Source organism: Bradyrhizobium sp. CB82, assembly GCF_029714405.1.
In the GTDB taxonomy this organism is placed as follows: domain Bacteria; phylum Pseudomonadota; class Alphaproteobacteria; order Rhizobiales; family Xanthobacteraceae; genus Bradyrhizobium.
Genome location: NZ_CP121650.1, coordinates 2,792,187 through 2,817,065, shown reverse-complemented (window position 1 = coordinate 2,817,065; position 24,879 = coordinate 2,792,187). Strand labels below are relative to the sequence as shown.

Here is a 24,879-nt window from a genome sequence, read left to right as displayed (position 1 = left end):
CCGCAGCGACAGCATTCACGCCGCCACGATCTTTCCCCCTCGCATCTGATTCGCATTGGCAGCCTGTTGTGGCTGCACCAGCTCATTCGAGCCGGACGTACATTCCCTGAAATGCTCCTGCACGGCAGCGTCCGCAGCGTGTTCCCAGTATTCCGCCTCCGCGAGCAGCTTCCAGCTTCGGTCAGGACGGTACGCAGCGCTCTGTCTGCAGAGCGAGGCCATTGCACGCAAGCGGCGCACGGTTTCCATTCTTTCCTCCCGTCTTTTCGGCTATTTTTTGCCGGTGTTTTCCCCGAGCTTATTTTCTATTTCTGCATCTGAGCCATCATAATTATGATCTAGAACTATTTTTTGCTTCTCCGGCGTACCCCATCAGGCGAAGGGTTGCCGAGCTTGTTGCGATCCAGTTTCGGTTCCCCTTCACATCGGTTTCGAATGCTCGCCGCCTCTATCTCCATGGTTTTGCGATCTCCGATCGGAGCCATCATGAACCGACGCCGGCTTTTTCTTGGATTGGTCATTGCCGCTGCGCTCGCGGGGGGCGCCCGGTTCCTGCGTCGGCCGACGGCAAACGCGTAGCTCTGGTGATCGGCAACGGCGCCTGCAAAAGCGTGCCGGCGCTGCCTAATCCGCCAACGATGCCGGCGATGTCGCCGATGCGTTCAGGCGTCTCGGCCTCGCCGGTAACCCCGTTCGCGTGCGTCGCCGAAGACGTCGCGACACGCGGCGCAGCTCGAGAGCCTCCGTCGCCTGGGGTGGGACCTATCCAAGGCTACTATTGCTCCGACGATCTCACTGAGGAACGCCAGCCCCTCGGCAACGTAGCCGCGCGCGAGCGCGAGGCTCGCGCCGGCGAAAACTCTACCCGCCGGCTCAACGCGGCTTCAAAAGCTCGCGCGCGACGATCAATTTCTGGACCTCGGTCGCGCCCTCGTAGATCCGCAGCGCGCGGATTTCGCGGTAGAGGCTCTCGACGATTTCGCCCTTGCGCACGCCGCGTCCGCCGAACATCTGCACGGCGCGGTCGATGACGCGCTGCGCGGTCTCGGTCGCCGTCAGCTTAGCCATCGCAGCTTCTCGGGTGGTCGGCAGCTTCTGAACATCGCGGCGCCAGGCCGCGCGGTAGGTCAGGAGCGCGGCGGCGTCGGTGTCGGTCGCCATGTCGCCGAGCGCGGCCTGAGTCAACTGGAGATCGCCGAGCGTCGCACCGAACATGTGCCGGTTCTGCGCATACGACACCGCCTCATCGAGTGCGCGCCGTGCAAAGCCGACGGCCGCGGCGGCGACCGAGGCACGAAAAATGTCGAGCGTCTGCATGGCGAGCTTGAAGCCACCGCCGGGCGCACCGAGACGACGACTCCCCGGAATGCGGCAGTTCGTGAAGCGCAACGTCGCGAGCGGATGCGGTGCGATGACGTCGATACGTTCGGCAATGCTGAACCCGGGATCATGGGGGAAGACGACGAAGGCCGAAATGCCGCGAGCGCCCGGCGCCTCGCCGGTTCGCGCGAACAGCGTGTAGACGTCCGCGATGCCGCCGTTCGATATCCAGGTCTTCTCGCCGTCGATGACGTAGTGGTCGCCGTCGGCGCGCGCTGTGCAGGACATGGCCGCAACATCCGACCCCGCCTCCTTCTCCGACAGTGCGAAGGCCGACAGCCATTCGCCCGATCGAACTTTTGGCAGCACGGCCTTGCGAAGCTCGGCCGAGCCGCCGAGCGCGATCGCGCCCGAACCGAGCCCCTGCATGGCGAAGGCGAAATCCGCGAGCCCGTCGGCATGGGCGAGCGACTCGCGTGACAGGCAGATGGAACGCGAATCGATCGTCGTCGCATCGCCATCGGCCGAGGCGACCGCGCACTCGAGCAACCCCGCCTCGCCCATCGCGCGCACGAGCCTGCGGCAAGCGCCGTCGACATCGTCGTGGTCGATCTTGTCGATCGTCCCCGACCGCACGAAGCGGTCGAGCGCCTCGCCGATCGCATGATGGCGCGGCTCGAAGAACGGCCAGTCCAACCAATCGCGCCTGATCAGTTTTGTAGCGGAGCTCATCGGGTATCTCCCGCGCTCACTGCGCGGCCGCAGCGGCGGCGCGCGCCAGATTGGTCTCGTATTGGCCCTTGGCGGACAGATATTGCTTCGGCCAGTTCACGGCGGTGATGCCGATGCGCGCGGCTTCGTGCAGCGTCCAGGCAGGATCTGCGAGATGCGGCCTTGCAATGGCGCAGAGATCGGCGCGGCCTGCGGCGAGGATCGAGTTGGCGTGATCGGCTTCGGAGATCGCGCCGACCGCGATGGTCTCGACACCGACCTCGTTTCGGATCAGGTCGGCGAAAGGAGTCTGGAACAGGCGTCCGTAGATCGGCTGCTCCTCCTTCCAGACCTGTCCCGACGAGCAGTCGATCACATCAGCACCCGCTTCCTTGAACATCGCAGCGAAGATCGCCGCGTCCGCCGGCGTGTTGCCACCCGCCGTCCAGTCATGGCAGGACAGGCGCACCGACATCGGGCGATCGGATGGCCATGCGGCGCGCATCGCCTTGAACACCTCCAGCGGAAAGCGCGCGCGATTATCGTGGCTGCCGCCGTACTCGTCGGTCCGCCGGTTGGTCAGCGGCGACAGGAAGCTCGACAGCAGATAGCCGTGGGCACAATGGAGCTCGAGCCACTCGACGCCGGCCGCCGCCGCGCGACGGGTTGCCGCGACGAAATCGTCGCGCACGCGATCCATGTCGCCTCGGTCCATCGACCGCGGCAACTGGCTGTGCGGCAAATATGGCAATGCCGACGCCGAAATCAGCGGCCAATCTCCGGACTCCAGCGGCTGATCGATTCCTTCCCAGGGAACCCGGGTCGCGCCCTTTCGTCCCGCGTGACCGAGTTGAATGCCCACCTTGGCATGTCCGACACTGTGAACGAGATCGACGAGGCGACGCCACTGCGCCGCCTGAGCATCGTTCCAGAGGCCAAGGCAACCCGGCGTGATCCGCGCATCGGGCGAGACGCAGGTCATCTCAGCAAAAATCAGCGCGGCGCCACCCATGGCGCGTGCGCCGAGATGGGCGATGTGGAAGTCGTTGATGAGCCCATCCTGCGCCGAATACATCGCCATCGGCGAGACCATGATGCGATTTGCAAGGCTGAGCCCCCGCACGCGGTGCGGGGTCAGCATCGGCGGCGGCACGCGCTCGCCGTCCTTGACGGCGATCCCTGAGCGCGCGGCAAACCAGCGCTCAAAGCCTTCCAGCCAGGTGCGGTCACGCAGGCGAAGATTCTCGTGGCTGATGCGCTGCGAGCGCGTCAGCATCGAATAGAAGAACTGCGGCGGCTCGAGCGTGTCGGCATAGCGCCGGCCGACCACCTCGAACCATTCCATGGCGTTCCGCGCCGCATTCTGGATGCGAGCGACGTCGACGCGGCGCACCTCCTCGTAGGCTTCCAATACGGTCTCGATCCTGTCGCGACTGTGGCCGTGGCGATCGAACTGGTTGGCGAGTTCGATGGCGTCGTCGAGCGCGAGCTTGGTGCCCGAGCCGATCGCGAAATGCGCCGTGTGCGCGGCATCGCCCATCAGCACGACATGGGAGCGGCCGTTGAACACGCTCCATTTGCCGCAGATCAGGCGGCTGAAATTGAGCCAGGCCGAGCCGCGCAGATGGCGGGCGTTGGTCAAGAGCTTCGCACCGTCCAGCGTCTCGGCGAAGAGCTTCTCGCAGAATTCGATCGAACCCTGCTGGTCGAGATCGCCAAGCCCATGGCCGTTGTAGGCTTCTTCCGTGGTTTCGACGATGAAGGTCGACGTTTCACTGTCGAACTTGTAGATATGCGCCTGGAACCAGCCGTGTTCGGTCCTGCGGAAGTCGAACGTGAAGGCGTCGAACGCCTTCTTGGTGCCCAGCCAGATATAGCGGTTCGGCCGGATCACCATGTCGGGCTGGAACCGCTCGGCGTAGCGGGCACGGATCCTGGAATTGACGCCGTCGGACGCGACGATCAAGTCGGCATCGGGGAATTCGAGATCAGAATCGACTTCGCGTTCGAAAACCAGCTCGACGCCGAGCGCCTCGCAACGCCGCTGCAGGATGTTGAGCAGGTGCTTGCGTCCGATACCGATGAAGCCATGGCCGGTCGTGCGCTGGCGCGTCCCCCTGAAGACGAGCTCGATGTCGTCCCAATGATTGAAGGCGTCCTCGATCTCGGCTGCACTTTCGGGATCGGCGATCCGCATCGCCTGCATCATGGCGTCGGAAAACACCACGCCCCAGCCGAACGTGTCGTAGGGCTTGTTGCGCTCGACGACGGTGACGACGTGCTCCGGGTGCCGGCGCTTCATCAGGAGGCCCAGATAGAGCCCGGCGGGGCCGCCGCCGATACAGACTATGCGCATGATCCCTCGCTTTCGCGCGCTGCGCCGTGTAGAGAGCTGCCAGCCAAATTATTTTAAGTATAAAATATTTCGCTGGACCACGGGTTGTCAAGACGCCAGGGCCCAGCGGCCGCAAACGTCTGCCGCCGGCCGAAAAGAAGTGGTTTGTTAACGGCTTAAATTGTCCTGGGGATGCCGATGGTCGGCAGCCCATGGGGCAGAGCGCTGGGTATCTCTACAAACAGGGCATACCAGGCCCACGATCAGGACCTGCGGACTATCACGGCAGAAGCTTCGTGCCGGATCCCCTGCACGAGAACGTCCCGCGCAAGTGGGTCCAGGAGCGCGGTGCCGATCCGGCGAGACGAGGCGTACTCGCTCAGATCGAGTTGCATCATCGGGCGGGCTGCTCTCGCAACAAGGCTTCGATCTCTAGACGGCGCGGCATCGCAGGCGCCGTCCCGGGCCGCGTGACCGAGATTCCGGCCGTCGCCGAGCCGAAGCGCACCGCCTCGAGCGGCTCGGCGCCGCGCGCCAGTGCCGCGGCGAATCCGCCGACAAATGCATCGCCGGCGCCGGTCGTCTCGACCACCTTGCCGACGGCAAAGGCCGGCACGTGAACCGAGCGATCCCTCGCGTGAAGCAGCGCGCCGCGCTCTCCAAGCGTGATCAGTGCGGTTCCGGCGCCCTTTGCAAGAAGAACGTCACCCGCGCGGCGAGCCGCCGCGATGTCCGCCACGGCGATTCCCGTGAGCATTTCCACTTCGCTTTCGTTAGGCACGACATAGTCACAGAGTGCGAACAGGCCGTCGTCGAGCTTGGCCGCCGGCGCGGGGTTGAACACCGTCACACTGCCCGCGGCACGGGCGATCTCAAGCCCGCAACGAGCGGCATCGACCGGTTGTTCGAGCTGGGTCACGAAGACGCGGCTGCCGGAAATGGCATCCTTCGCTGCCTCCACATCCGCCGGACTGAGCTCGCTCGCGGCGCCCGGGACAACGATGATCGCATTGTCACCCCGCGTCTCGTGGACATAAATGAACGCAGCCCCGGTCGGGGCCGTCGTGGCGCGCACGACGCGCGGCTGGATGCCCTCGGCTTCCCAGGTTTTCATCGCAAGCTCGCCGAATGCATCGCTGCCGATCCGGGAGACGAACGTCACGTCGGCCCCCGCACGGGCCGCGGCGACAGCCTGGTTCGACCCCTTCCCGCCGGGTCCCATGGCAAATCCCGATCCCGCGATCGTTTCGCCTATTGCAGGCATCTTGTCGGCTCGAAAGGCCAGATCGACCACGAACACGCCGAGCACGGCAACACCATTCTTGCTCATGACCGTCTCCCTACGGCGCGGCGGCGGCAGCCGGAAGCGGCATATCGCGGATCAGCCGTCGCTTGACCCGCACCACGGCTCGCCAAGCTTCAGGCGTATCGAACAGCGGGTTGACGCTCGTCATTGTCACCTCCCAGGCTTTGCAAATCGGTCGGGACTCTGGCGGTCCATATCTCCGATATGACTGCATGGCGGACTCCCTACTCACCATAGGGAATCCAGATGTTCTTCACCTGCACCGCATGGCGCAGCAGGATCGGGCCCTCGCTCGCCGCCTTGTCGTACCAATCGAGCATCAGCCCGTGATCGACCAGCGTGCGCTTGAGATTGCCGGCAGACAGCCGTTCCGCGGTTGCCGAGGCCTCCTTCGATCCGAAAACCCAGATCGCATCGACATCGTCATGCTGGGCGAGCACCTTGACGAGATCGTCGTGACTGCCGGTCACGATGTTGACAACCCCGGGCGGCACATCCGACGTCTCCAGCACCTGGTAAAAGTCCGTCGCGGCGAGCGGATGCCGCTCGCTGGGAACAGTGACGACCCGATTGCCCATGGCGATAAGCGGTGCGACCAGGCTGACGAACGCAAGCAGCGGCGCTTCATCGGGGCAGGCCACGCCGACCACGCCGATCGGCTCGTGCATCGCCAGCGCCACGCCGCGCAGCGGCGGCGCATGAACGGCGCCCTCGTACTTGTCGGCCCAGGCGCCGTAGCTGAACAGCCGTTCGATGCTCGCACCGACCTCCGCCCGCGCCTTTGCTCCCGGCGCATCCGTCATCTCGGCGATCCGCTTTGCGAACTCGTCACGTCGCGCGGACAGGTTCTCGGCAAGATAGAAGAGAATTTGTGCACGATTGTGTGCCGTTGCCCTCGCCCATGACTCGGCCGAGCGCGCGGCAGATACGGCATTGCGCACGTCCTTGCGGTTGCCCTCGCCCACTTCGCCGATCTGCCGTCCCTTCGGCGAAAGCAGGCTGCGCGAGTAATTGCCGTCGGGCCGAACCTGCTTGCCGCCGATGAACAGCTTCGCCGTCCGATCGATCGAGGGTATGCCAAATCCGGCCCCCTCAGCCGACGGAGCCGGCGACGGCGACGCTTTCGGTCGCGCCTTGCGCGCACTCCAGGCCTTGGGCTTGAGATACTCGTAGATGCCTTCACGGCCCCCCTCGCGGCCGAAGCCGGACTCGCGATAGCCGCCAAACCCCACGGCGGCATCGAACAGATTGGTCGCGTTGATCCAGACGACTCCGCACAGCAGTTTCGGTGCAATGTCGAGCGCCAACCCGATCGTCTCGCTCCACACGCTGGCCGCAAGTCCGTAGCGCGTATTGTTCGCGAGCATGACAGCCTCGTCTGGCGTGCGAAACGTCATCGCGACCAGCACGGGACCGAAGATCTCCTCAGTGGCGACGGTCGAGGACGGATGCACGTTCCAGAGCAGGGTCGGCGGATAGAAGCATCCTTCCGCCGGGATCGCGGCACAGGCCTGATACTTTTCTGCCCCCTCTTTCACCCCGGTCTCGACCAGCGACTTGATGCGCTCGAGCTGCACCGGCGCGATCACCGCGCCCATGTCGATCGCCTTGTCGAGCGGCATGCCGACACGGAGAGTCTCCATGCGGCGGAGGAGCCGCTTGCGGAACGTCTCCGCGATCCCTTCCTGCAGGAGCAGGCGCGAGCCGGCGCAGCAGACCTCGCCCTGGTTGAACCAGATGGCATCGACAACGCCTTCAACGGCACCGTCGATATCGGCGTCGTCAAACACGATGAAGGGAGATTTGCCTCCCAGCTCCAGAGTCAGCGACTTGCCCGAACCGGCGGTCGATTGCCGAATGAGCCGGCCAACCTCCGTCGAGCCCGTAAAGGCGATCTTGTCGATGCCGGGATGCTCGACGAGCAACGCGCCGGTCGCGCCGTCACCCGTGACGACGTTCAACACACCGGACGGCAGGCCCGCCTCGGCGGCAAGCTCGGCGAACAGCAAGGCCGTGAGCGAGGTGAATTCCGCCGGCTTCAGCACGACCGTATTGCCGGCGGCCAGCGCCGGCGCGATCTTCCACGCCAGCATCAGCAGCGGGAAATTCCAGGGAATGATCTGCCCGATGACGCCGATCGGCACATGACCGGCGAGCTCACGCTCCTGCAACTGCGCCCAGCCGGCATGATGAAGGAAATGGCGCGCGGCAAGCGGCACGTCGAGATCGCGAGTTTCCCTGATCGGCTTGCCGTTGTCGATCGCTTCCAGCACCGCGAACAGACGCGCATTTCGCTGCAGCATCCGCGCCAGCGCATAGAGATGGCGGGCGCGCCCGTGGCCACCGAGGGCAGCCCAAAGCGGCTGCGCCAGACGTGCAGCATCGACAGCCGCCCCAACATCGGGAGCTGAGCCTTCGGCGATCTTCGCAAGCACCTTGCCGGTGGCAGGCTCGATCGTCGCCAGGTGCTTGCCGGAATGCGGCGCGACGAAGCTGCCGCCTATGAAATGGCCGAATACGGAGCGATGCTTGGCCAGCCAGGATCTCGCCACGCCGTCCGCCTCGGGCGCCGGGCCGTAATCCATGGTCTCGTAATAGTGTTGGACGCTCATGGCCGGCCCTCTCAGCCCACGGGATGACGGTTGAAGGCCGAGTAGCGACCGGTGACGTGATGTTCGAGCTGGCGCTCGATGTCGGCAAGCAAGCTGGACGCGCCCACGCGGAAGAGGCTGGGCTCGAGCCACTCGCGCCCCAGCTCCTCCTTCATCAGGAATTGATAGTTGAGCACATCCTTCGCTGTCGAGATTCCGCCCGCCGGCTTGAATCCGATCCTGTAGCCCGTGCGCTCCCGATAGGACCGGATCATCCGCAGCATCGCGAGGGTCACCGTCAGCGTTGCGTTCACGCCTTCCTTGCCGGTGGACGTCTTGATGAAGTCCGCACCCGCCATCATCGCGACCATCGATGCCTTGGCGACGTTGCGCAGCGTCTTGAGATCGCCGGTTGCCAGAATGGCCTTGAGATGCGCATCGCCGCAGGCCGCGCGAAAATCCTTCACCTCTTCGTACAGCGCGCGCCAATCACCAGTCAGGACGTGCTCCCGGGTGATGACGATGTCGATCTCCTGCGCGCCATCCCTGACGGAGGCTTCGATCTCACGAAGCTTCAGGTCGTGCGGCACGAGTCCTGCCGGAAAGCCGGTCGACACCGCGGCGACAGGGATGCCCGCCCCCTCGAGCGCTTCGACCGCCGTCGCGACGAACCGGTGATAGACGCACACCGCGCCCGTGTGCACGCGACGGCCGGCAAAGCCGAGCGCATCGAGAATGTCGCCTCGGACCGGAGCCCTGGCCTTCGCGCACAGACGCTTCACGCGTTCGGCCGTATCGTCGCCGTTGAGCGTCGTCAGGTCGATGCACGCGATCGCCTTCAACAGCCACGCCGCCTGCGCATCGTTCTTGACCGTCCGCCGTCCCGGCAAGCTGGCAATGCGCCGCTCGGCGGCCGACAGATTGATCCTGATATCGTCGACCCAATCCATCTGGAGGGGACAGCCGTCATTGCGCGCGAACGGCTGGTCGCTCCCGTGCAGCGACGTTACAGCGGCCGACGGTTTCGAGGCGTGCTGCGTCATCGAAACGCCCTGCGGTCCTAGCGAATCGACGAGATCGCCAGATAGATTGAATGTCTCGATCGCGACATGTGACACTCCCACACCGAGCTCGCCGGCTATGCTATTTGCCGACGAACGCCACCGCCAGCCATCGCGCCCTCGTGAACGATGTTATTATCGTAACATCTTTCCGTTGATAAACTCACAACATTGTAAGATCATTGTCAACCAGATAAGCACGCCCGGTGAACAGAATGGCTGAGACGTCGAATTCACGAACCAGCGAGACGCGCGTGCAGCGCCTTCAGAGGCTGCGCCGCGCCGTCGAGACCAGCGGAGCGCTGCACCTCCGGGATGCCGCCGAGTTGCTCAAGGTCTCCGAGATGACGGTGCGACGCGACCTTGCAGGGCGGGAGTCCGCGCTCGCTTTGCTCGGCGGTTACGTCGTCAATGCGGCTTCTCCAATGGGCGTGAAATACGCCTTCGAACAGGAGATCGACCAGCATACGCAGGACAAACTCCTGGCCTGCCGAGCCGCGGCCGCGGCGATCAAGGAGGGCGACACGATCTTCATCGATTGCGGAACCACGATGCAGTCGCTGGCGCATTGCCTGCCCGAGGACATGCCGCTCTCGGTGATCTGCTATTCGCTGAACGTGGCGAGCATTGTCACGCGGCGACCGGCAACGCAGGTGATGCTGATGGGCGGACTTTATCATCCGTCATCGCAGTCGTTTTCGTCCGAGGATGGCTTGTCCTATTTGCGCCGGCTGGGCGTCAACAAGGCCTTCATATCCGCAGGCGGCGTGCACTGGACTCGCGGAGCGAGTTGCTCCAACTTTCACGAGGTTCCGATCAAACAGGCCGTCATCGCCACCGCCATGGAGAGCATGCTGGTGGTCGATGCCAGCAAGCTCGGCAGCCTGAAACCGGCGTCCTTCGCCGATGTCGGGGCGTTCTCGAGGATCATCGTCGGCGGCTCGGCCGCCGCCGACATGCGCAAGCACTTCCGCAGCCTTCCCGTCGAATATGTAAGCGACGCAACCTGACACCAAACGGCGATGCGCGAAGTCGCGCATCGCCGCACACCACGTCAGTTGCAGGCGGGCTTGGCCTTGGTGCGGCGCCCGGCGACCGTCTTGATCCAGCCGAATGCCTCCTCGATGCGCTTACGGACGCGCTGACTGACGGCATAGCCGCCGTGCCGGGTCGTTCGTCCGTCAATCGCGGAACTACGGCCGCTGTTGTTCTGTGCAACATGCGGCGTCACGTCCATCGAGCGCAGTTCGTTGACGAAGTTTTCTGCATCGTAGGCTTTGTCGGCGCCAAGCGTGATCGCTGTCGGTCGGTCGGCGCGAGGCTCGATCATGTGCAGCGCGGCTACCCGTTCGGCATGCCCGTCGGCCTGCGTCAGGCAGGCGTCGACCAGCAGGCCGTGGCGGTTCTCCATCAGCCCGTGCCCGATGAAGCACAGCTTCGTCTCCTTGCCTTTGCCCTTGCGGTAGAGCCTGGCGTCCGGATCGGTGGTCGAAGCATGGGTGTCGTTCGAGCGTTTCTGGCCATGGAAGTCCGCTTCGGCATTGCGCCCGCCGCCGGGCGCCGGCGGCTCGCCAGAGCCATCCTTCGGCTTGACACTCTTCATCGAGGCCCAGGCCTCGATCAGCGTGCCATCGACCGAGAAGTATGTGGTCAATGCGTCAGCGTTGGCCACCATGTCCACAGCCTTTCGCGGCCTGCATCCGCGCCAGACCGCCATCGGCGTGCGATAGCCGTGCGCCTGATGAAGGCGACGATCGTTGTAGAAGGCGATCCATCTCGCGACCCCTGCCTTGGCCTCGCGGCCGTCGGCATAGCCCTTGAGATAGATGTCCTCATGCTTGAGCGGCCGCCACAGCCGCTCGATCAAGATGTTGTCCATCCAACGATCGCGGCCATCCATGGAGATCTTGATCCCTGCGCCCGCCAACGCGCCGCTGAAGGCTGCACTGGCTAGCACCTGTGCGGGCCGCTAAAGCGCGATGACGATTCATCCTAATCTCATCGCGCTTTAGTCTGTCTTGGCCTCATAGGCTCGGATCAGCGCGAGATTTTTCAGAATGCGCTCAGCCAATGACTCCTCTTCGGCGGCGCGGTCGCAATCCGAACCTGGGCCTGCCTTGTAGTTTGCAAGGTCCTTACGGTCGTTCTCTACCGCCCAACGAAGCCGACGGATGGATTTCATCGAATTGCCCACCGCAATGTGCCCGCATCGGCGGCCCGGCACACCGCCCCCGCCGAAACGTATGCCGGGCCTAGCCAGTCTTTCGCTGGTCGAACTCCGACCGGCTAGTGTCGATATTGAGGCAAAAATGCGCTCTTGGAAATTGCTCGGCTGCAACACTTGATAGATCTTTCTGTATGACCGCGCCACAGAGCACGGACTAACGGCCAATAAGCGCATAGCCATGGTGGGTAGTACGAATGATGCCACGCATCGGCCGCGGACAGGCCAGAATCACCGTTGCATTTTTGACCCGTCGAGGACCTTGGTCGATATCCGCGTTGGTACGATCGGAAATCTCGACTCCCGCTCCATCGCTATTCAGCCCCCAGCCCCAGCGATGGAGCGGGGCAGGAATCGGAATGGATATTCCGGCCTGCAGGATCCTGAACCGAGCGCAGTCCGGGACTTAACCCGCTGCAAGGGGCCTCTGGTCTTATTCTGGGCAAATTCCGACTCGACGATTAGCGCCCTTGACGGTCGGACCTCATCGGCATGATCAGGATTATTGCCGCTTGTATGGTATGCGTGGTTGGCGTGGTTTCCCCGCTCGGCCCGAGCCGCGCGCCGGCACCAGCTACCGAGGTTGGCATGGCATCGAACTTTCCGGCTGTCAGCGGCAACAAAAGCGATCGGCTTCCGATCTACACGGAAGCAGTCATGCCAAAGGCCGCCGCAGAGGCGGCTAAGCCCCCCGTACCGACACCCCAAATCGCTGTCGCTCCGCCGCTCGCCGACCCCATGCCCGATCGAACGCGGCCCGAGTTCATTGCCCGCCATTGGCACGATCCGACTTCTTCTAAGTACAAGATCAAAATGCGCAGTGCCGCTGATGCTAAGACGTCACTGACACGTCCGATCGACAAGCCAAAGCAGGTGAGTGAAGTGAAACCCTGCAGTTCGGACGGATTGGCTTCTCTCCTGCGAAACCTCAATCTGCAGCCGCGCTGCGAGTGAGAAAGGGCGTGCGGAGTCTAGGACGTCTCGCCGTAGACGGATGTCGTCCGCTCCTACGCATTTTCGCTCCTCTCGACTGATCAGGAGGGCTAAATCGCGAAAACCCGCTATTTCGCAATTTCTGTCTTATTGTTGAGCAGCCTATGGTCCTGTCGGCCAACTTTGGTCGCGCGCAAAAGCCGCCTTTTGTGCGCTAATTACATTATGACAGTCTAGCTGACCTAATCTGCTCCTGATGAGCCTTGACGAAGTCATGCATACTGTTGAACCGGAAATCGACGTGCGGCATCTGGCCCGGATTCATGGTGGCTCCGAAGCCCTGCTGGGCGTGACGACGGTAGATCCAGCACGACTTCAAGCCGTGCTCGTTCGCCGGCTTGTGGTCATGGAACATGCTCTCGGCCGTGTGCAGGATCTTCTCCTTCTTCACTCCGATCTCTCCCAGCTTCTCGATCATGTAGTCGAAGTTTCGGGACGATGGCTTGTACGATCCGACGTCTTCGGCGGTATAGATCGCGTCGAATTCCACCTGGAGCCTGCGATTACTCGCTTGGAAGCTCTCGTTGTCCACGTTGGAAAGGATGACGAGCTTGAAATACTTCTTCAGATACTGAAGCGCTCCCGGAGAATCTTCGAACGTCGGCCAATTTCCGACGGACCGGCCATATTCGACGCAATCTTCGTGGGTGACGTGCACGCCCCACTCCTCGGCGAGACGCTTGTAAACGATCGACAGAAGATCCCGATATCGCTTGGCTGGCGTATATTTCTGCTGGCTCGATTCATGACGCGCATGCGCTTCCAGTATCTGGTCGCGCGCGGGCGGATGCTTCACGCGTTCCGTGAGGCTCTTCAGTGCCTCGACCATCCCGCTCTCCCAATCGATCAAGGTGCCGTAGCAGTCGAAGGTCAGCGCGTCGAAATCGGTGAGCATCATGTCGATAACTCCTCATTGATTGTCTCAGCATAGGCGAGGCGGTTGGCAGGATCGCCGCGTCGACCCGGTCGGGCCCGCAGAACCGACCGGATTTCGGCCTCGCGACGGCACAATCTGCCGCCGCCGGGCGGCTGGCACCGAAGCGCTTCATGAAAATAGTGCGATCCAGAATTTCGTACAGCATTCTCATGGGCCGAAGCAACTCCGCGTCGGAGGCGATCGATACGAAACCCAGCGATGTGAACTGCCGAACATCGCGGCATTTCGGCATCTGCTTCTTCGAAATCGCTGTCGAACGGCAAGCGCTGCCGCGCGAATGCGCGAAGATGATCCAGCGCCAATCGGGAGTTGCAGGCATGTCTAAGTCGGTCCACGTTCACGCCTTTCGCGACCTTCTTGACGGCGGGGGCATCGTCGACGATCCGGAGCGCATCGCGACCTACACGACGGATCAACGCCAGACCTTCACCGGCTCGACGTTCGCGGTACTGAAGCCGGCGACGACGAAGGAGGTTTCCGACATCGTGCGGCTGGCGGCGCGCCTCAACATCGGAATCGTTCCGCAGGGCGGCAACACAAGCTACTGCGGCGGCGCGACGCCGGACGCCTCTGGACGGCAGATCATCGTGAGTCTCGAGCGGATGGACAGGATTCGGGAGATCGATCCGGTCTCCATGAGCATCTCCGTCGACGCCGGCGCCATCCTGAAGAACGTACAGGACGCGGCGGCGGGCGCCGGGCTTCTGTTGCCGCTCAGCCTCGGCGCCGAAGGGAGTTGCCAGATCGGCGGCAATATCAGCACGAACGCCGGCGGATTGTCCGTCGTGAGATACGGGATGACCCGCGACCTTCTTCTCGGAATCGAGGTCGTGCTGTCGGACGGCACCGTGGTCTCCGACATGCGCAAGCTGCGGAAGAACAATACCGGCTACGACGTCAAGCAGTGCTTCGTCGGAAGCGAAGGGACCCTCGGGATCGTCACAGGCGCCGTGCTGCGTCTGGCGCCCTTGCCTGCCCGTCGCGCGACCGCCTGGTTGAAGCTCACGGCGGGCGCCCCGCTCGCCGAGCTCCTCGCTCTTGTCCGGCGGGAGTCCGCTGACCTGATCACGACGTTCGAATTCATGACCGCCAGATCGATCGCGCTCGCGACCGCCGCAATGACCAACCCGCCCGCCGTTGGCGCCGGCCCTGGCGGCGCGGTCCTCGTCGAGCTCGCCTCCTCTTCCAGTCATCTCGATCTCGACGGGCTGATGGAGGCCATCCTCGGCGAAGCCATCGGATTCGGGTGGATCGAGGACGCGTACCTCGCTCAAAGCGGAGTCCAGCAGGCCTCCATGTGGGAGGTGCGCGAGACCATTCCGGAGGGCGAGAAGCGCCGCAACGGATCGGTGAAGCACGACATCTCCGTACCGCTCGCCTCCATCCAGCGCTTTCTGGATGTGGCCGGCTCGCAGGTGCGTGCCCATGACGCCGATCTTGAGCTTTCCGTCTACGGCCACGTCGGCGACGGCAATCTGCACTACAACGTCCTGGTCCCTCCGGACGCCGACCGGATCGAGTTCACCCGCGAGATCGAAAGAGGCCTCTCGCTGCAACTCTACGATACGGCCGCATCTCTCGGCGGCACCTTCAGCGCGGAACACGGCGTCGGTCGGTTCAAGAAGCATCTCCTGGAGAAGTATGGCGACGCGGGCCGTATCGCCGCGATGCGCCGGATCAAGGCCGCCTTCGATCCGTCGGACATCCTGAACGCCGGCGCGGTGGTTCGTCCGTTCGAGGCTGGCAGCATCGGATGAGTGGTTCGACGTTCCGCATCCGAGCGGCACCGGACGTCCTCCCGCGCGTCGAGAAGCGCGTCCGCCGAGATCGACTACCGCCGTGCGTTTCACGACGCGCCCGTCGGCCAAGCCATCGCCAGCAATCGCGTCATGACCGCCTGCAACAAGCCGTTCGCCGAAATCTTCGGCGGCAAGCCGAGCGAGTACACCGGAACGACCTTCGAGCGGCTGCATCCGAGCCATACGCATTTCGGAGGCGCCGGCCTGCGCATCGGATCGCTGCTTGCGAAGGAACAAGGTGTTTTCGGACGATCGCGTGATGCGCCGTCTTGACGGCGAACTGTTCTGGGTCCACGTGCGAGGCTTCACGTGCACGCCCAAGGACCCGCATTGGAATACGCTGTGGGTGTTCACGGAGCTCTCGAACCGGCAACCGAAGAACCTTACGATTCGGAGTTCGCTGACACCGCGAGCGCGATATCGCCGCGTTGTTGATCGAGGAAAGACCGGCAAAGAGAAGCCGCGCTCGCCCTCGGAATTAGTCCGAGGACGGTCGACATCTACAAGACCCGGCTGCTTCGCAAGTACCACGTGACGAACACGCCGGACCTAGACTAGTGCAGAGGCTTCTCACGGGCTGACGAGGTCGCGCTCCTGCCTGCTCATCGCGCGGTCAGTCCGCCGATGTGGGAGGCCTTGATCTCCAGATATTCGTCGATGCCGAATCTGGATCCTTCGCGACCGATACCGGATTGCTTGATGCCGCCGAACGGAACGGCGTCCCGAAGCTGGATCGGATCGACCTGAACATCCTTGTCCAGCTGCAGAAGGATGGCAGGATGACCAACGCCAATCTGGCGGAGCCTTTCGGCGAGCCCTTGCCTGCAGCGCGTCAAGCGGCTGGAATCAGCGGGGTACATCACAGGCTACGGCGCGCAGATCAACCTCGCAAAGCTAACCGAGAGCATAACGGTTTTTACGGAGGTAACGCTACTCGATCACCGGAGGGAGGATTTCGTAAAGTTCGAGGCCAACATGTGGAACGTCGATGGACTGATTGAGTGCCACTTGATCAGTGGCGGCTATGATTATCTGCTCCGGTTCGTGTGCCGCAACATCAACCACTACCAAGAACGGATGGAAAATCTGCTCGAACGGAACGTCGGGATCGAGAAGTATTTCAGCTATATCGTGCTCAAATCCCCGATCGTGAAGAACGTGCTGCCACTCAAGGCCTTGCTCGATCCTTCCCGGTGATCGACCACCATGTAGCGCATGCGATCGCACGAGAGTCTTGCGACAAGCTCAACTGGCTGTTCTTCTGGGCGCTCATGCCCCAAACAGATCCGGTTCTCAGGCTCCGCACAAAGGACGGCGCCCGGCGAAGCAGGCCCTGTGGGCCGGCGACAGACGCTCTTACAGCGCGATGAATGCGCGTGAGGTTGGGTCTGCTCCAGCGCAGCGGCTTCCAAGGCGATAGTTATTGACGCCGGGCCGACTGAAGAAGGCGCACCAGATCCGCCATGACACCAGTTGCTGGCGCCTCTAGACCGATGGCGTTAGCTCGATCAACGACCGCGCCGTTGATGGCTTCGATTTCGGTTACACGTCCCGCGAGCAAGTCCTGAAGCATCGAGGCTTGTGATCTCGATGCGACAGAAACGCGTGATCGAGAGCCTTTTGCACCCGGTCTTTGTTCACCTTGATGCTCAGCGCGCGCGCGACGGCCAGCGTTTCCGAAGCAATCGCACCGGCAAGGCGACGGCCTGTTCCGCTTTGGCCGATCGACCCCACGGTCAGGCCGCTCGCGGCGCAAAGCGAGTTCAAGGCGGCGTTGAACGCAAGCTTTTCCCAAATAGCGCTCTCGACATCAGGGTCTGCGATGCAGTTGAGCCCCGCGCAACTGAGACTGCGCGCAATCTTGAATACCACGTCGCTCGGCTTGCGCGTCATCGACCATATCCGGACTTCACCACTCCCGTGCGACACAACGTGTCCCGAGGCACGAATGTCCGCGGGCCAAGTCGTCATGCCCACAACAATGCGATCCTCCGGGACAACTTGTGCGATTGCCTCGGCATTGCCAAGTCCATTTTGAACCGTCATAGCGATGCCGCTGCTGCCGAGCAGGGGCGCCGCCGTTCTGATCGCTGCGCGCGTGTGAAAACTCTTTGTGAACACAACGAGGAGATCGCAGGGACCCGAGAACATCTGCGCCTCGCCAATGGGCAGGTGCAATACACGGCTCCCACAATCAGTATCCAATCGTAGCCCTCGGTCACGAATGGTCTCGATCTGCGTCTGCGCCACCTCAATAAGGAAGACGTCCTCTTCCGCTTCCGCCAGCGATCCCGCAAACAGGCATCCCATCGCGCCTGCGCCAATTACCCCAATACGCATTGTCGTCACCTTTCATCATTCGAGGTGCAACATCAGCATCAATCGGCGCCGCAGAGCATTCCTTTTCCCAAGGCCAGCACCCTTCATGCGGGCACCGGATGATACCCTGGCCACGCTAAAGCCGACAGGCGGTTGGCTCCCCAGTCGGCACGAGTTGATGTCTGCTCGTGGGTTCCTGTGACTGCAACTCTGCGGCAGTTGCCCGCCCAGCCATTCGAAGCTCAAATTATCGCACTGCGGCACTCCTATGCACGGCTGCGCGTTTGCAGTAGAATGACAAGATGCAGCGTGCTGTGCGCGGGACTTACATATTTCACGCGGTCCCGGCGACAGTCAGTCATCTGCGGCTGCCGAACTACTCGCCGCAGAACATCGTCCGCGTCTGCCTTAACCCCCCTTGGAGCAGCGGAGCGGGCGAGGCGCTTTCCCCGGCGAGAGGTGCGCACGCGCTTCACAGTTGACCGGGAGTAGGAACCATGAGTAGCAAACATCTTCTCGCTCTCACGCTATTGTTGCCATTCTTGACCATGCCGAGCTTCGCCTATGCCGCCCAGACTTATAGCCATTGGCAAAATTCGGCTCGGCTGGCGCAGCAAAGGGTGCCAAATGCTCGGGCCGAGGCACTGCCGCTGGTCGCCGACCCATACCGTACTTGGAGTTTGACGATCTGCACCTACCAAGGTGGGCCGAAGGCCAACAGTTGGGTGTGCCGGTGATGCGTCGACCAGTTGCCGAGCGCCTGAAGACGGGTGAACTGGCCCTGCTTTCCGTGGCCTCGCCTCGCATCACGATCTGCGCGCGTCATCCACGACGGGTGCTGTAGCTCGCCTTACCTTCGCGCTACACCTTGGACCGAAGCGGGCGAACAGAACGGGCCACGTAGATACTTTAGTCGGCCTCATCTCGCCACTGCGGAGCTGGGGCTTTTTTTGCGGAAGCGGCTACCACGTGTCGCAGCGCTTAGCCTGGGAAGAACCGAATTCGCCGGCGAAGGCTGCGTTAGCCACACCACGAACTGTGCCGCGGCAACTCGACAAGAACACGCCCTCCCGCTTGAGTACCTCCTAATGGTAGACGCCCCATCTACCGTTTGCTGGCAACGACCGGCATGATGCACGGACTGTACGCCGTGAGGTAGAGACAATGACCAATCACCGCCTTGTACGGCCGCCGATTGCTCGCATCCGCAAGATCGCCATCATCGGAGCCGCATTCCTCCTGCTCGGGCCGATGGCCGCTTCCACCGTTCTTGGGGCCGGAACGCGCATCTCTCAAGGCTTCGAACCCTTCGAGAAATCGGCAAATGAGCGTGTTTCTGAAGCCTTCGAAGACATTAAGGGCGTCGCCCCCGTCTCCGACGAACTGAAGACTGCGCTGGCATCGCTGACACAGAGCATTCATAGCGCGCAGACGCCGCCGGTTCAGGCTCAAGGCAACGAATGACCTGAGCTTCTGGGACGAGGCAACAGGTACTCGCAGCCACGCGCGTAGCAAACCAATGGTCAAGCATTCCGGCGAGGAACACATCCCCGCAAGGCGCAGTCGAGACTTAGAGTTTTCTTGACTATCGGGCTATGATCTACTGGATGCCACGCGCGCCTCGCCGGCTGTGAACAGTAGCCTAGCCTGACGGTCAAGCCGAGCGCCTTGGCGGCCTTGCCCAGCAAATCCAGGTCCAGCAGGAAAAACGGCTGTACGGCACAAACCTGGTCACCCGCGTCCTTGATGACAAAATACCGGTAGTCGAACTCGGGATGAAGCGTATCCTCGACCAATTCGTAATATCGATGATCCTTGCGCTCGTTCGCGAAAGCGACTTGCCAGCGCGAACAGCGTTCTAAATCATCACGCGCAACGACTTCGAGATACCGTGCGTGCTGCATCGGGTCGAATCCCGAGAAGTTCACGATTGGACTTGTCGAGCCCCGGCACGATCTCACGTTCGCTACGGTTCACGCCCGCAAGGCAGCATCTTATCACGACGCTACGGCACCGAATCTGACTTATCAGTCAGAAACTGACTCATTAGTCATTAGCGATTTGGGAACCATTCCTGACAGTGCCGGAAAGCGATAGCGACGATGGATGTGGTTCAACAAGCTCCGGCTGATGGATTGGCGCAGGATGTCGAATTGACCGACGTCCGTCCAAAGCGTTTCGAGCCCAGTGAAGAGCCGTGTCAGGCTTGCGGATCGATAGCTCTGGTCGACAGCTTCCGCCGGGCTTGATGAGCCAAGCGACCCAGCGCTGTCGGGATCAGTCTTACGGGGATCAGAAAAGGCGTTCTCGCGGCGTAGGCGTCATATTCGGGAAAAGCCAGCCTAAGAATCCGCTCTTCGTTGATCATTCGCCGACATTGAACCATCACGACCACAATCGCGATGAGCACGGCAAGCGGTGAAAGCACTTGGAGTGTCACGCCGACCAAAGCAATTCCCTCGCAGAGGTAGAGGGGATGCCGGACGATTCGATAAGGCCCTTCCGTCACCAGGCGTCTTGCCTCCGCCAGAATGCTGAAGGATTTGCCCAGCCAGCGGAGCACCACAATCGAGAGCGAGGTCGCCACCAGGATCAATGCTGTGGACAGAGTCGACCAGATTGGGCCGAGCTCTGCCTTTGGAAGAAAAGCGAGTGCGATACTCAGAAAAGCGCCCAGTAAGGCTGAGATCCGCGTCTCGATACCCCTCGACTTCATTATCGGGACCAGTCGGGTCATGGTCGTCATTGCAACCAAGCCAAGAAACAGGACGTTTGCAATGCTGGCCGCGACCATCAGCAGCTCGGGAACGCCGTCCAACGGAAGCAGCTGAGGAATACCCGCGGCACCGAGAAGAGCAGACCCTCCATAGATGATGATTATTGCTGCTCTCGAGGTCCACTCCAGCCATGGATTGACGCCGCAACTGGCGATCCCGTTCTTGGCTGTTGCGGGGTTTACCTGGCCGAGCTTCACGTCAGTCACGGCACTGATCTCGCCCGTTCAAAATCTGTATCACTAGACGCTATGCCTCCCGGGAGGTCAATCGGCCGGCTGTCTGCAGGGCCGGTTACGCCGTCTTTTCCGATCCGGTTCCACTTTCCGCAGGTCTGCGGATCATCAAGATGTCATTGAACCGATTCTGTTGTGGCGGCACCTATATTGAAAGTGTTCCTTTGAACAGTAGCACTGCCATGGATTCACACGGGTTTGTGAAACTGCGCCGAATTATCTTTTTTCTCGCCGTGTTGCTCCTGTGTCAGCCGGCATGGGCCGCAAATCGTGTGGCGCTCATCATTGGCAATTCCGCCTATAAGAACGCGACGCCACTTTCGAACCCGGTCAATGATGCTCTAATGGTCGAGGCGACACTGAGAACCGCGGGTTTTGACGTGGTGCAAACCCGTCTGGATATTCAGGCGGTCGAGATGCGACGCGCGCTGCGCGATTTTGCCGACCAGGCTCGCGACTCGGATGTGGCCGTGGTCTATTATGCTGGTCATGGCATCGAGATCGAAGGTACGAACTATCTGATTCCGATCGATGCCACGCTAGAGCGCGATACAGACGTCTACGACGAGGCGTTTTCGCTCGATCGGGTCCTACTGGCCATTGAACCGGCACGGCAACTGCGGGTTGTGATCCTCGATGCTTGCCGCAACAATCCTTTCTCCGAGAAGATGAAGCGAACGGTCGGCTCACGAGCAATCAGCCGGGGCCTTGCGCGAATTGAACCGGCGACGTCGAATACGCTAGTGGCCTTCGCCGCCAAGGCTGGCTCGACGGCGTCGGACGGCAACAGCAAGAACAGTCCCTACACTGCCGCACTGGTCAAATACATCGGAACGCCCGGCCTGGATTTGCGCAGGGTGTTCGGTTTCGTCCGCGACGACGTCATGAAGGCAACCGGCAATCGGCAAGAACCGTACGTCTACGGTACGCTTGGCGGCGACGATGTACCGCTGGTGCCGGCCAAGGAAACCGCCAAGGAAGCAGCCAAGGAAACCGCCAAGGAAGCAGCCTCATCGGCAACGCCCCGGTCCGAAATGCGGCAGGACTACGAACTCGCGCTGCAGGTCGGCAACAAGGATGCATTGAACTTTTTCATCGCCCAGTATCCGGACGGCTACTACGCAAATCTGGCAAAGCTTCAGCTCGCCAAGATTGATGCGGAGGAGAAGCGTGCGGCGGCGGCCGAAAAAGCGCGTCAGGCCGAGCAGGAGCAGGCCCGTCTCGTCAGCGAGGGCGCTCAACAGACGCAACTCGCCAAGGCAGCCGCGGAGCTGAAAGCAGCCCAGGAAGCTCGGGCCGCCGCCGAGTCGGCCAAGGAAGCCGCGCAACAACAGGCGGCTCAGGCCGAACAGAGGCGTGTCGCGGCCGAGAGTGCCGCCGCGGCCACAAAGAACACCACGCCGGTTGCCCCCTCCGCGCCAGACCAGCCGCGAGAGACGAACACAAGTGCGGATACAAAGGTTGCCACGCTGCCCAGTCCGCAAGCGTCCGCGCCTTCGACTTCGCCACCCGAGCTCGCAAAATCGCTACAGACCGAGTTACGCCGGGTTGGCTGCTTCTCAGGATCGGCCAATGGGGAGTGGGATGCGGCCTCGCGGCGCTCGCTTGAGCTGTTTAACCAGAACGCCGGCACCAAATTCGATGCCAAGGCCGCGAACCCCGATGCGCTTGACGCGATCAAGCTCAAAACGGCGCGGGTTTGTCCATTGACTTGCGGATCCGGCCTCAAACGTGACGGCGATCGCTGCGTCAAGATTACGTGCGCCCCGGGGTACTTCGTCAATGATGACGCTGAATGCGAGAAGCGCAAGGTACGTCAGGCCCCATCCGCTAGGCTTGAGCGCAGGAGTAGGGATAGGGAGGAGGCTCCGGCAAGACCTGCAAAGCCCAAGGCCGAGGCCAGCGCGGGCAACAAGGGGGACGGCGGAATGCCATTCATGCCCTTCTTCCTGCCCTAAGATTTTGTCGACCTAGCGTACAGCCGCGTTCTGGGAATACCGTTGTGATATGAATCGACATTTTCAATCGAGAAGCCGTCGGCTCCCTTCCGCGAAACATCCACCAGAGATGCGATCTATGGGCGAGTTTGCCTCAAAATGGCTCCAACTGGCAAGATGCGAAATTGGTCGCGGCGACCGCTGGGCAGCTTAGAACAACCTCACTCTAGGGTTAGGCGTAAACGACCGCAGGCGAACGAAGAAACTCCGACGTCTCAATTTGATGATGCCGGTTGGTCGACCACTGCGCATCGATGAGATTCCCAGGACTCGCTATCGTACTCGTCTGATCCGGCCCTCCTTATGATAAGTGTTTCGTGTTTCACGAGAGGACTGGCCTTTGATTGACAGTGCCGATGTGGTCATCGTGGGTGCAGGCCGCCTGGGTGCGGCAACTGCCTACTATTTGACGAAGCAAGGGGGATTGAGGGTCACGCTGCTCGATCAGCACGAAATCGGGTCGCAGACATCGCCCCGCGCGGCGGGCATGGTCAGTTGTCTGCGCAAGAGCGAGATCATGATTACGCTCATCACCGACGCCTGCAGGAAGATCGAAGGTTTCACCGACGAGACCGGGCAGCCGCTCGACTGGGTCGGTTCAGGGAGCCTGAAGATCGCGCGCCGGCCGACGGACGCGGATGTGCTGCAAGAGGACCTCAACCGCGGGCGCGCCACAGGACTCGATGTCGAGCTGATATCGCCGGAGCAGGCGGGCGCCCTTCATCCCTTTCTTCGGTCCCGGGGCATTGAAGCCGTCCTGAGGATTGGTGACGACCGCTACTTCAATCCGGCGCAGGTCGCGACAGGTTACGCGGCGGCGGCGGCGGCAAACGGTGCGCGGATTCACGCGAACACCAGGGTGCTCGGCATCGACATCGAGGCTTCGCGCGTCATGGGCGTGTCGACGCCGATGGGCAAGATCCGCACTGGCGCGGTCATCGACGCGGCGGGCGCCTGGACGCGAATGGTTGCCGGGCTGAGCAACATCAACGTTCCGCTAGTGCCGACGCGGCAGCAATTGATCGTCACCGAGGAGCTGCCAGGGGCCGTCGCCGACCTTCCGATGATCCGCATCATGGACGCCGCCGTGTATATGCGCCCCTGCCTTGGTGGCTTCCTCTGGGGCGTCTACGAGGAGCACCCGAGATTTTTCGACATGCAATCGCTGGGAACGGATTTTGACATCAAGGACATGCCGCTCGATCGCGCCGTTCTCGATGCCGCAGCCGCCGAGGTAGCCGATCAGCTCCCGGTCCTGCAGACGGCGCAGCCACGCGAATTTCGTGGCGGCATTCCGACGATGACGGCCGACGGGCACCATGTGCTTGGCCCTTCGCCCGATCTCAGGGGATTTTTCTTCGCCAGCGGCTGCAACGTCGCGGGACTTTCCATTGCGCCCGCCCTGGGCGAAAAGCTGGCGAGCTGGATTATCGATGGAAAGCCCGGGATCGATCTCTCCTGCATGGCTCCCGCGCGCTTCGCCGGGCTGGAATGGAGCGAGGAGGAACTGCAACGCGCAGCCGCCTGGCAATACCGGCACTTCTATGGCGCGGTGTAATGCGACGCGGTGAACCTTCAGGTTCACGATCTCTGGCAAACACAGCCGAGGACGATAGTCCCTGCGAGACCTGAGGACGGTGGCAGGGTGACTCCACCTCTTCACCGTCCCATTGACTCCCTTCCGGTCTCTGCGATGCACTTGCTACGGATGCGAGAACGTGGCGATCAGACCGGTCGCTCCCTTGGCGTGGCCGTCGAGCGCCTTGATCAGCTCGTCCCGCGTCATACCCTCCTTGAGATCCTTCGCATCGAGGTCTGTCGCGATCAGGGTAAAGATGTAGTGGTGCGGCGCGCCGGCCGGCGTGCACGGACCGAAATAGGTCGGCAGCTTCATGGTGCTCTGGCCGCCAACAAACTTGTCGCTGGGCTTGGACAGTTCACCCTCAGGAAAGGAGGTGACCGAAGCCGGAATACCGTAGGCCACGAAGTGGTTGACGCCGCCGGGCGGACGACCTTCGGGATCGAAGATCAGGAGCGCGAAGCTCTTCGTGCCGACCGGCGCGTTGCTGATCGTCAGTTCCGGCGAGACATTCTCGCCGACGCAATTCGGATTGGACTTGTTGTTGCCGGCGGACTTCTGCGGCAACGGCTCGCCGTCCTTGAAGGTGGACGACGACAGTACAAAACCATCAGCGGCCAACGCCCCACGTGTACCGAACAGCGCCGTGAGTGCCACCGCCAGGATCCATCCACGCTTTGACATGGTTCCTCCCATA

The 24,879-nt window shown here is 62.1% G+C and carries 20 protein-coding genes and 4 pseudogenes; 9 read left to right on the top strand and 15 right to left on the bottom strand.

All coding sequences use genetic code 11. The annotated features are described in order from the left end of the window. Nucleotides 1–15: 15 nt before the first annotated feature. From QA640_RS13545 to deoC, 6 genes are all read right to left on the bottom strand, one after another. Nucleotides 16–249, bottom strand: coding sequence for a hypothetical protein (locus QA640_RS13545; protein WP_283041137.1), 234 nt, complete (start codon nucleotides 247–249; stop codon nucleotides 16–18). A gap of 624 nt (nucleotides 250–873) precedes the next feature. Next, on the bottom strand, nucleotides 874–2,052 hold the full coding sequence (locus tag QA640_RS13540) for an acyl-CoA dehydrogenase family protein (protein ID WP_283041136.1): 1,179 nt from the start codon (nucleotides 2,050–2,052) through the stop codon (nucleotides 874–876). Nucleotides 2,053–2,068: 16 nt separating this feature from the next. Then, nucleotides 2,069–4,387 carry a bifunctional salicylyl-CoA 5-hydroxylase/oxidoreductase gene (locus QA640_RS13535; RefSeq protein ID WP_283041135.1) on the bottom strand — a complete coding sequence of 773 codons (2,319 nt, stop codon included), beginning with the start codon at nucleotides 4,385–4,387 and terminating at the stop codon, nucleotides 2,069–2,071. 373 nt (nucleotides 4,388–4,760) lie between these two features. Beyond that, nucleotides 4,761–5,696: a ribokinase gene (rbsK, locus tag QA640_RS13530; protein ID WP_283041134.1), complete on the bottom strand. Its 936-nt coding sequence runs from the start codon at nucleotides 5,694–5,696 to the stop codon at nucleotides 4,761–4,763. 200 nt (nucleotides 5,697–5,896) lie between these two features. Next, nucleotides 5,897–8,284, bottom strand: coding sequence for an aldehyde dehydrogenase family protein (locus tag QA640_RS13525; protein WP_283041133.1), 2,388 nt, complete (start codon nucleotides 8,282–8,284; stop codon nucleotides 5,897–5,899). An 11-nt stretch (nucleotides 8,285–8,295) separates the two neighbouring features. Next, a complete protein-coding gene (gene deoC, locus QA640_RS13520; protein WP_283042788.1) occupies nucleotides 8,296–9,213 on the bottom strand; it encodes a deoxyribose-phosphate aldolase in 918 nt (305 codons plus the stop codon). Between the two features lie 326 nt (nucleotides 9,214–9,539). On the opposite strand from deoC, the gene QA640_RS13515 reads away from it, so the two are divergent. Further along, nucleotides 9,540–10,334 (top strand): DeoR/GlpR family DNA-binding transcription regulator, encoded by a 795-nt coding sequence (locus QA640_RS13515; RefSeq protein WP_283041132.1) that lies wholly within the window; start codon nucleotides 9,540–9,542, stop codon nucleotides 10,332–10,334. A gap of 44 nt (nucleotides 10,335–10,378) precedes the next feature. On the opposite strand, the pseudogene QA640_RS13510 reads toward QA640_RS13515, so the two are convergent. The 3 genes and pseudogenes from QA640_RS13510 to QA640_RS13500 all read right to left on the bottom strand — a co-directional run. Further along, nucleotides 10,379–10,969: pseudogene (locus QA640_RS13510) on the bottom strand (transposase); the annotation flags it as partial. A 132-nt stretch (nucleotides 10,970–11,101) separates the two neighbouring features. Further along, nucleotides 11,102–11,203, bottom strand: a pseudogene (locus QA640_RS13505) (hypothetical protein); the annotation flags it as partial. A 129-nt stretch (nucleotides 11,204–11,332) separates the two neighbouring features. Continuing rightward, a complete protein-coding gene (locus QA640_RS13500) occupies nucleotides 11,333–11,506 on the bottom strand; it encodes a hypothetical protein (RefSeq protein WP_283041131.1) in 174 nt (57 codons plus the stop codon). A gap of 534 nt (nucleotides 11,507–12,040) precedes the next feature. Here QA640_RS13500 and QA640_RS13495 point away from each other — a divergent pair. Further along, on the top strand, nucleotides 12,041–12,502 hold the full coding sequence (locus QA640_RS13495) for a hypothetical protein (protein WP_283041130.1): 462 nt from the start codon (nucleotides 12,041–12,043) through the stop codon (nucleotides 12,500–12,502). A gap of 202 nt (nucleotides 12,503–12,704) precedes the next feature. Here the strand turns inward: QA640_RS13495 and QA640_RS13490 are convergent, their stop codons facing one another. Beyond that, entirely contained in the window at nucleotides 12,705–13,439 is a 735-nt protein-coding gene (locus tag QA640_RS13490; RefSeq protein WP_283041129.1) for a haloacid dehalogenase type II, read from the bottom strand. Nucleotides 13,440–13,795: 356 nt separating this feature from the next. Between QA640_RS13490 and QA640_RS13485 the strand changes: the two genes are divergently transcribed. Further along, nucleotides 13,796–15,235 (top strand): FAD-binding oxidoreductase, encoded by a 1,440-nt coding sequence (locus QA640_RS13485; RefSeq protein ID WP_283041128.1) that lies wholly within the window; start codon nucleotides 13,796–13,798, stop codon nucleotides 15,233–15,235. Beyond that, nucleotides 15,236–15,550 carry a hypothetical protein gene (locus tag QA640_RS13480; RefSeq protein ID WP_283041127.1) on the top strand — a complete coding sequence of 105 codons (315 nt, stop codon included), beginning with the start codon at nucleotides 15,236–15,238 and terminating at the stop codon, nucleotides 15,548–15,550. 329 nt (nucleotides 15,551–15,879) lie between these two features. Here the strand turns inward: QA640_RS13480 and QA640_RS13475 are convergent. Beyond that, nucleotides 15,880–15,990, bottom strand: a pseudogene (locus tag QA640_RS13475) (aldehyde dehydrogenase family protein); the annotation flags it as partial. Here QA640_RS13475 and QA640_RS13470 point away from each other — a divergent pair. Then, a pseudogene (locus QA640_RS13470) lies at nucleotides 15,970–16,474 on the top strand (Lrp/AsnC family transcriptional regulator). The pseudogenes QA640_RS13475 and QA640_RS13470 sit on opposite strands and share 21 nt — an antisense overlap. A gap of 345 nt (nucleotides 16,475–16,819) precedes the next feature. Here the strand turns inward: QA640_RS13470 and QA640_RS13465 are convergent. Continuing rightward, nucleotides 16,820–17,617, bottom strand: coding sequence for a 2-dehydropantoate 2-reductase (locus tag QA640_RS13465; protein WP_283041126.1), 798 nt, complete (start codon nucleotides 17,615–17,617; stop codon nucleotides 16,820–16,822). A 476-nt stretch (nucleotides 17,618–18,093) separates the two neighbouring features. Here QA640_RS13465 and QA640_RS13460 point away from each other — a divergent pair, with 476 nt between their 5' ends. Together QA640_RS13460 and QA640_RS13455 are read left to right on the top strand one after the other, a co-directional pair. Beyond that, complete coding sequence (locus QA640_RS13460) at nucleotides 18,094–18,333, top strand: hypothetical protein (RefSeq protein ID WP_283041125.1); 240 nt, start codon at nucleotides 18,094–18,096, stop codon at nucleotides 18,331–18,333. Nucleotides 18,334–18,760: 427 nt separating this feature from the next. Further along, a complete protein-coding gene (locus QA640_RS13455) occupies nucleotides 18,761–19,060 on the top strand; it encodes a hypothetical protein (protein ID WP_283041124.1) in 300 nt (99 codons plus the stop codon). 59 nt (nucleotides 19,061–19,119) lie between these two features. On the opposite strand, the gene QA640_RS13450 is transcribed toward QA640_RS13455, so the two are convergent. Together QA640_RS13450 and QA640_RS13445 are read right to left on the bottom strand one after the other, a co-directional pair. Further along, a complete protein-coding gene (locus QA640_RS13450) occupies nucleotides 19,120–19,500 on the bottom strand; it encodes a hypothetical protein (RefSeq protein ID WP_283041123.1) in 381 nt (126 codons plus the stop codon). A 296-nt stretch (nucleotides 19,501–19,796) separates the two neighbouring features. Further along, nucleotides 19,797–20,579, bottom strand: a complete 783-nt coding sequence (locus QA640_RS13445; protein WP_283041122.1) for an isoprenylcysteine carboxylmethyltransferase family protein — start codon at nucleotides 20,577–20,579, stop codon at nucleotides 19,797–19,799. 209 nt (nucleotides 20,580–20,788) lie between these two features. Between QA640_RS13445 and QA640_RS13440 the strand changes: the two genes are divergently transcribed. Together QA640_RS13440 and QA640_RS13435 are read left to right on the top strand one after the other, a co-directional pair. Beyond that, on the top strand, nucleotides 20,789–22,564 hold the full coding sequence (locus QA640_RS13440; protein ID WP_283042787.1) for a caspase family protein: 1,776 nt from the start codon (nucleotides 20,789–20,791) through the stop codon (nucleotides 22,562–22,564). A 379-nt stretch (nucleotides 22,565–22,943) separates the two neighbouring features. Then, nucleotides 22,944–24,161 carry an FAD-binding oxidoreductase gene (locus QA640_RS13435; protein ID WP_283041121.1) on the top strand — a complete coding sequence of 406 codons (1,218 nt, stop codon included), beginning with the start codon at nucleotides 22,944–22,946 and terminating at the stop codon, nucleotides 24,159–24,161. Between the two features lie 144 nt (nucleotides 24,162–24,305). Here QA640_RS13435 and QA640_RS13430 read toward each other — a convergent pair whose 3' ends face one another. Continuing rightward, nucleotides 24,306–24,866 carry a YbhB/YbcL family Raf kinase inhibitor-like protein gene (locus QA640_RS13430; RefSeq protein WP_283041120.1) on the bottom strand — a complete coding sequence of 187 codons (561 nt, stop codon included), beginning with the start codon at nucleotides 24,864–24,866 and terminating at the stop codon, nucleotides 24,306–24,308. Nucleotides 24,867–24,879: the final 13 nt, after the last annotated feature.

Bases quoted from the DNA above. Each gene is read 5' to 3' on its own strand.
- QA640_RS13545 (WP_283041137.1), bottom strand. From the start codon at position 249: ATGGAAACCGTGCGCCGCTTGCGTGCAATGGCCTCGCTCTGCAGACAG.
- QA640_RS13540 (WP_283041136.1), bottom strand. From the start codon at position 2,052: ATGAGCTCCGCTACAAAACTGATCAGGCGCGATTGGTTGGACTGGCCG.
- QA640_RS13535 (WP_283041135.1), bottom strand. From the start codon at position 4,387: ATGCGCATAGTCTGTATCGGCGGCGGCCCCGCCGGGCTCTATCTGGGC.
- rbsK (WP_283041134.1), bottom strand. From the start codon at position 5,696: ATGAGCAAGAATGGTGTTGCCGTGCTCGGCGTGTTCGTGGTCGATCTG.
- QA640_RS13525 (WP_283041133.1), bottom strand. From the start codon at position 8,284: ATGAGCGTCCAACACTATTACGAGACCATGGATTACGGCCCGGCGCCC.
- deoC (WP_283042788.1), bottom strand. From the start codon at position 9,213: ATGGATTGGGTCGACGATATCAGGATCAATCTGTCGGCCGCCGAGCGG.
- QA640_RS13515 (WP_283041132.1), top strand. From the start codon at position 9,540: ATGGCTGAGACGTCGAATTCACGAACCAGCGAGACGCGCGTGCAGCGC.
- QA640_RS13500 (WP_283041131.1), bottom strand. From the start codon at position 11,506: ATGAAATCCATCCGTCGGCTTCGTTGGGCGGTAGAGAACGACCGTAAG.
- QA640_RS13495 (WP_283041130.1), top strand. From the start codon at position 12,041: ATGATCAGGATTATTGCCGCTTGTATGGTATGCGTGGTTGGCGTGGTT.
- QA640_RS13490 (WP_283041129.1), bottom strand. From the start codon at position 13,439: ATGATGCTCACCGATTTCGACGCGCTGACCTTCGACTGCTACGGCACC.
- QA640_RS13485 (WP_283041128.1), top strand. From the start codon at position 13,796: ATGTCTAAGTCGGTCCACGTTCACGCCTTTCGCGACCTTCTTGACGGC.
- QA640_RS13465 (WP_283041126.1), bottom strand. From the start codon at position 17,617: ATGCGTATTGGGGTAATTGGCGCAGGCGCGATGGGATGCCTGTTTGCG.
- QA640_RS13460 (WP_283041125.1), top strand. From the start codon at position 18,094: ATGAGTAGCAAACATCTTCTCGCTCTCACGCTATTGTTGCCATTCTTG.
- QA640_RS13455 (WP_283041124.1), top strand. From the start codon at position 18,761: ATGACCAATCACCGCCTTGTACGGCCGCCGATTGCTCGCATCCGCAAG.
- QA640_RS13450 (WP_283041123.1), bottom strand. From the start codon at position 19,500: ATGCAGCACGCACGGTATCTCGAAGTCGTTGCGCGTGATGATTTAGAA.
- QA640_RS13440 (WP_283042787.1), top strand. From the start codon at position 20,789: ATGGATTCACACGGGTTTGTGAAACTGCGCCGAATTATCTTTTTTCTC.
- QA640_RS13430 (WP_283041120.1), bottom strand. From the start codon at position 24,866: ATGTCAAAGCGTGGATGGATCCTGGCGGTGGCACTCACGGCGCTGTTC.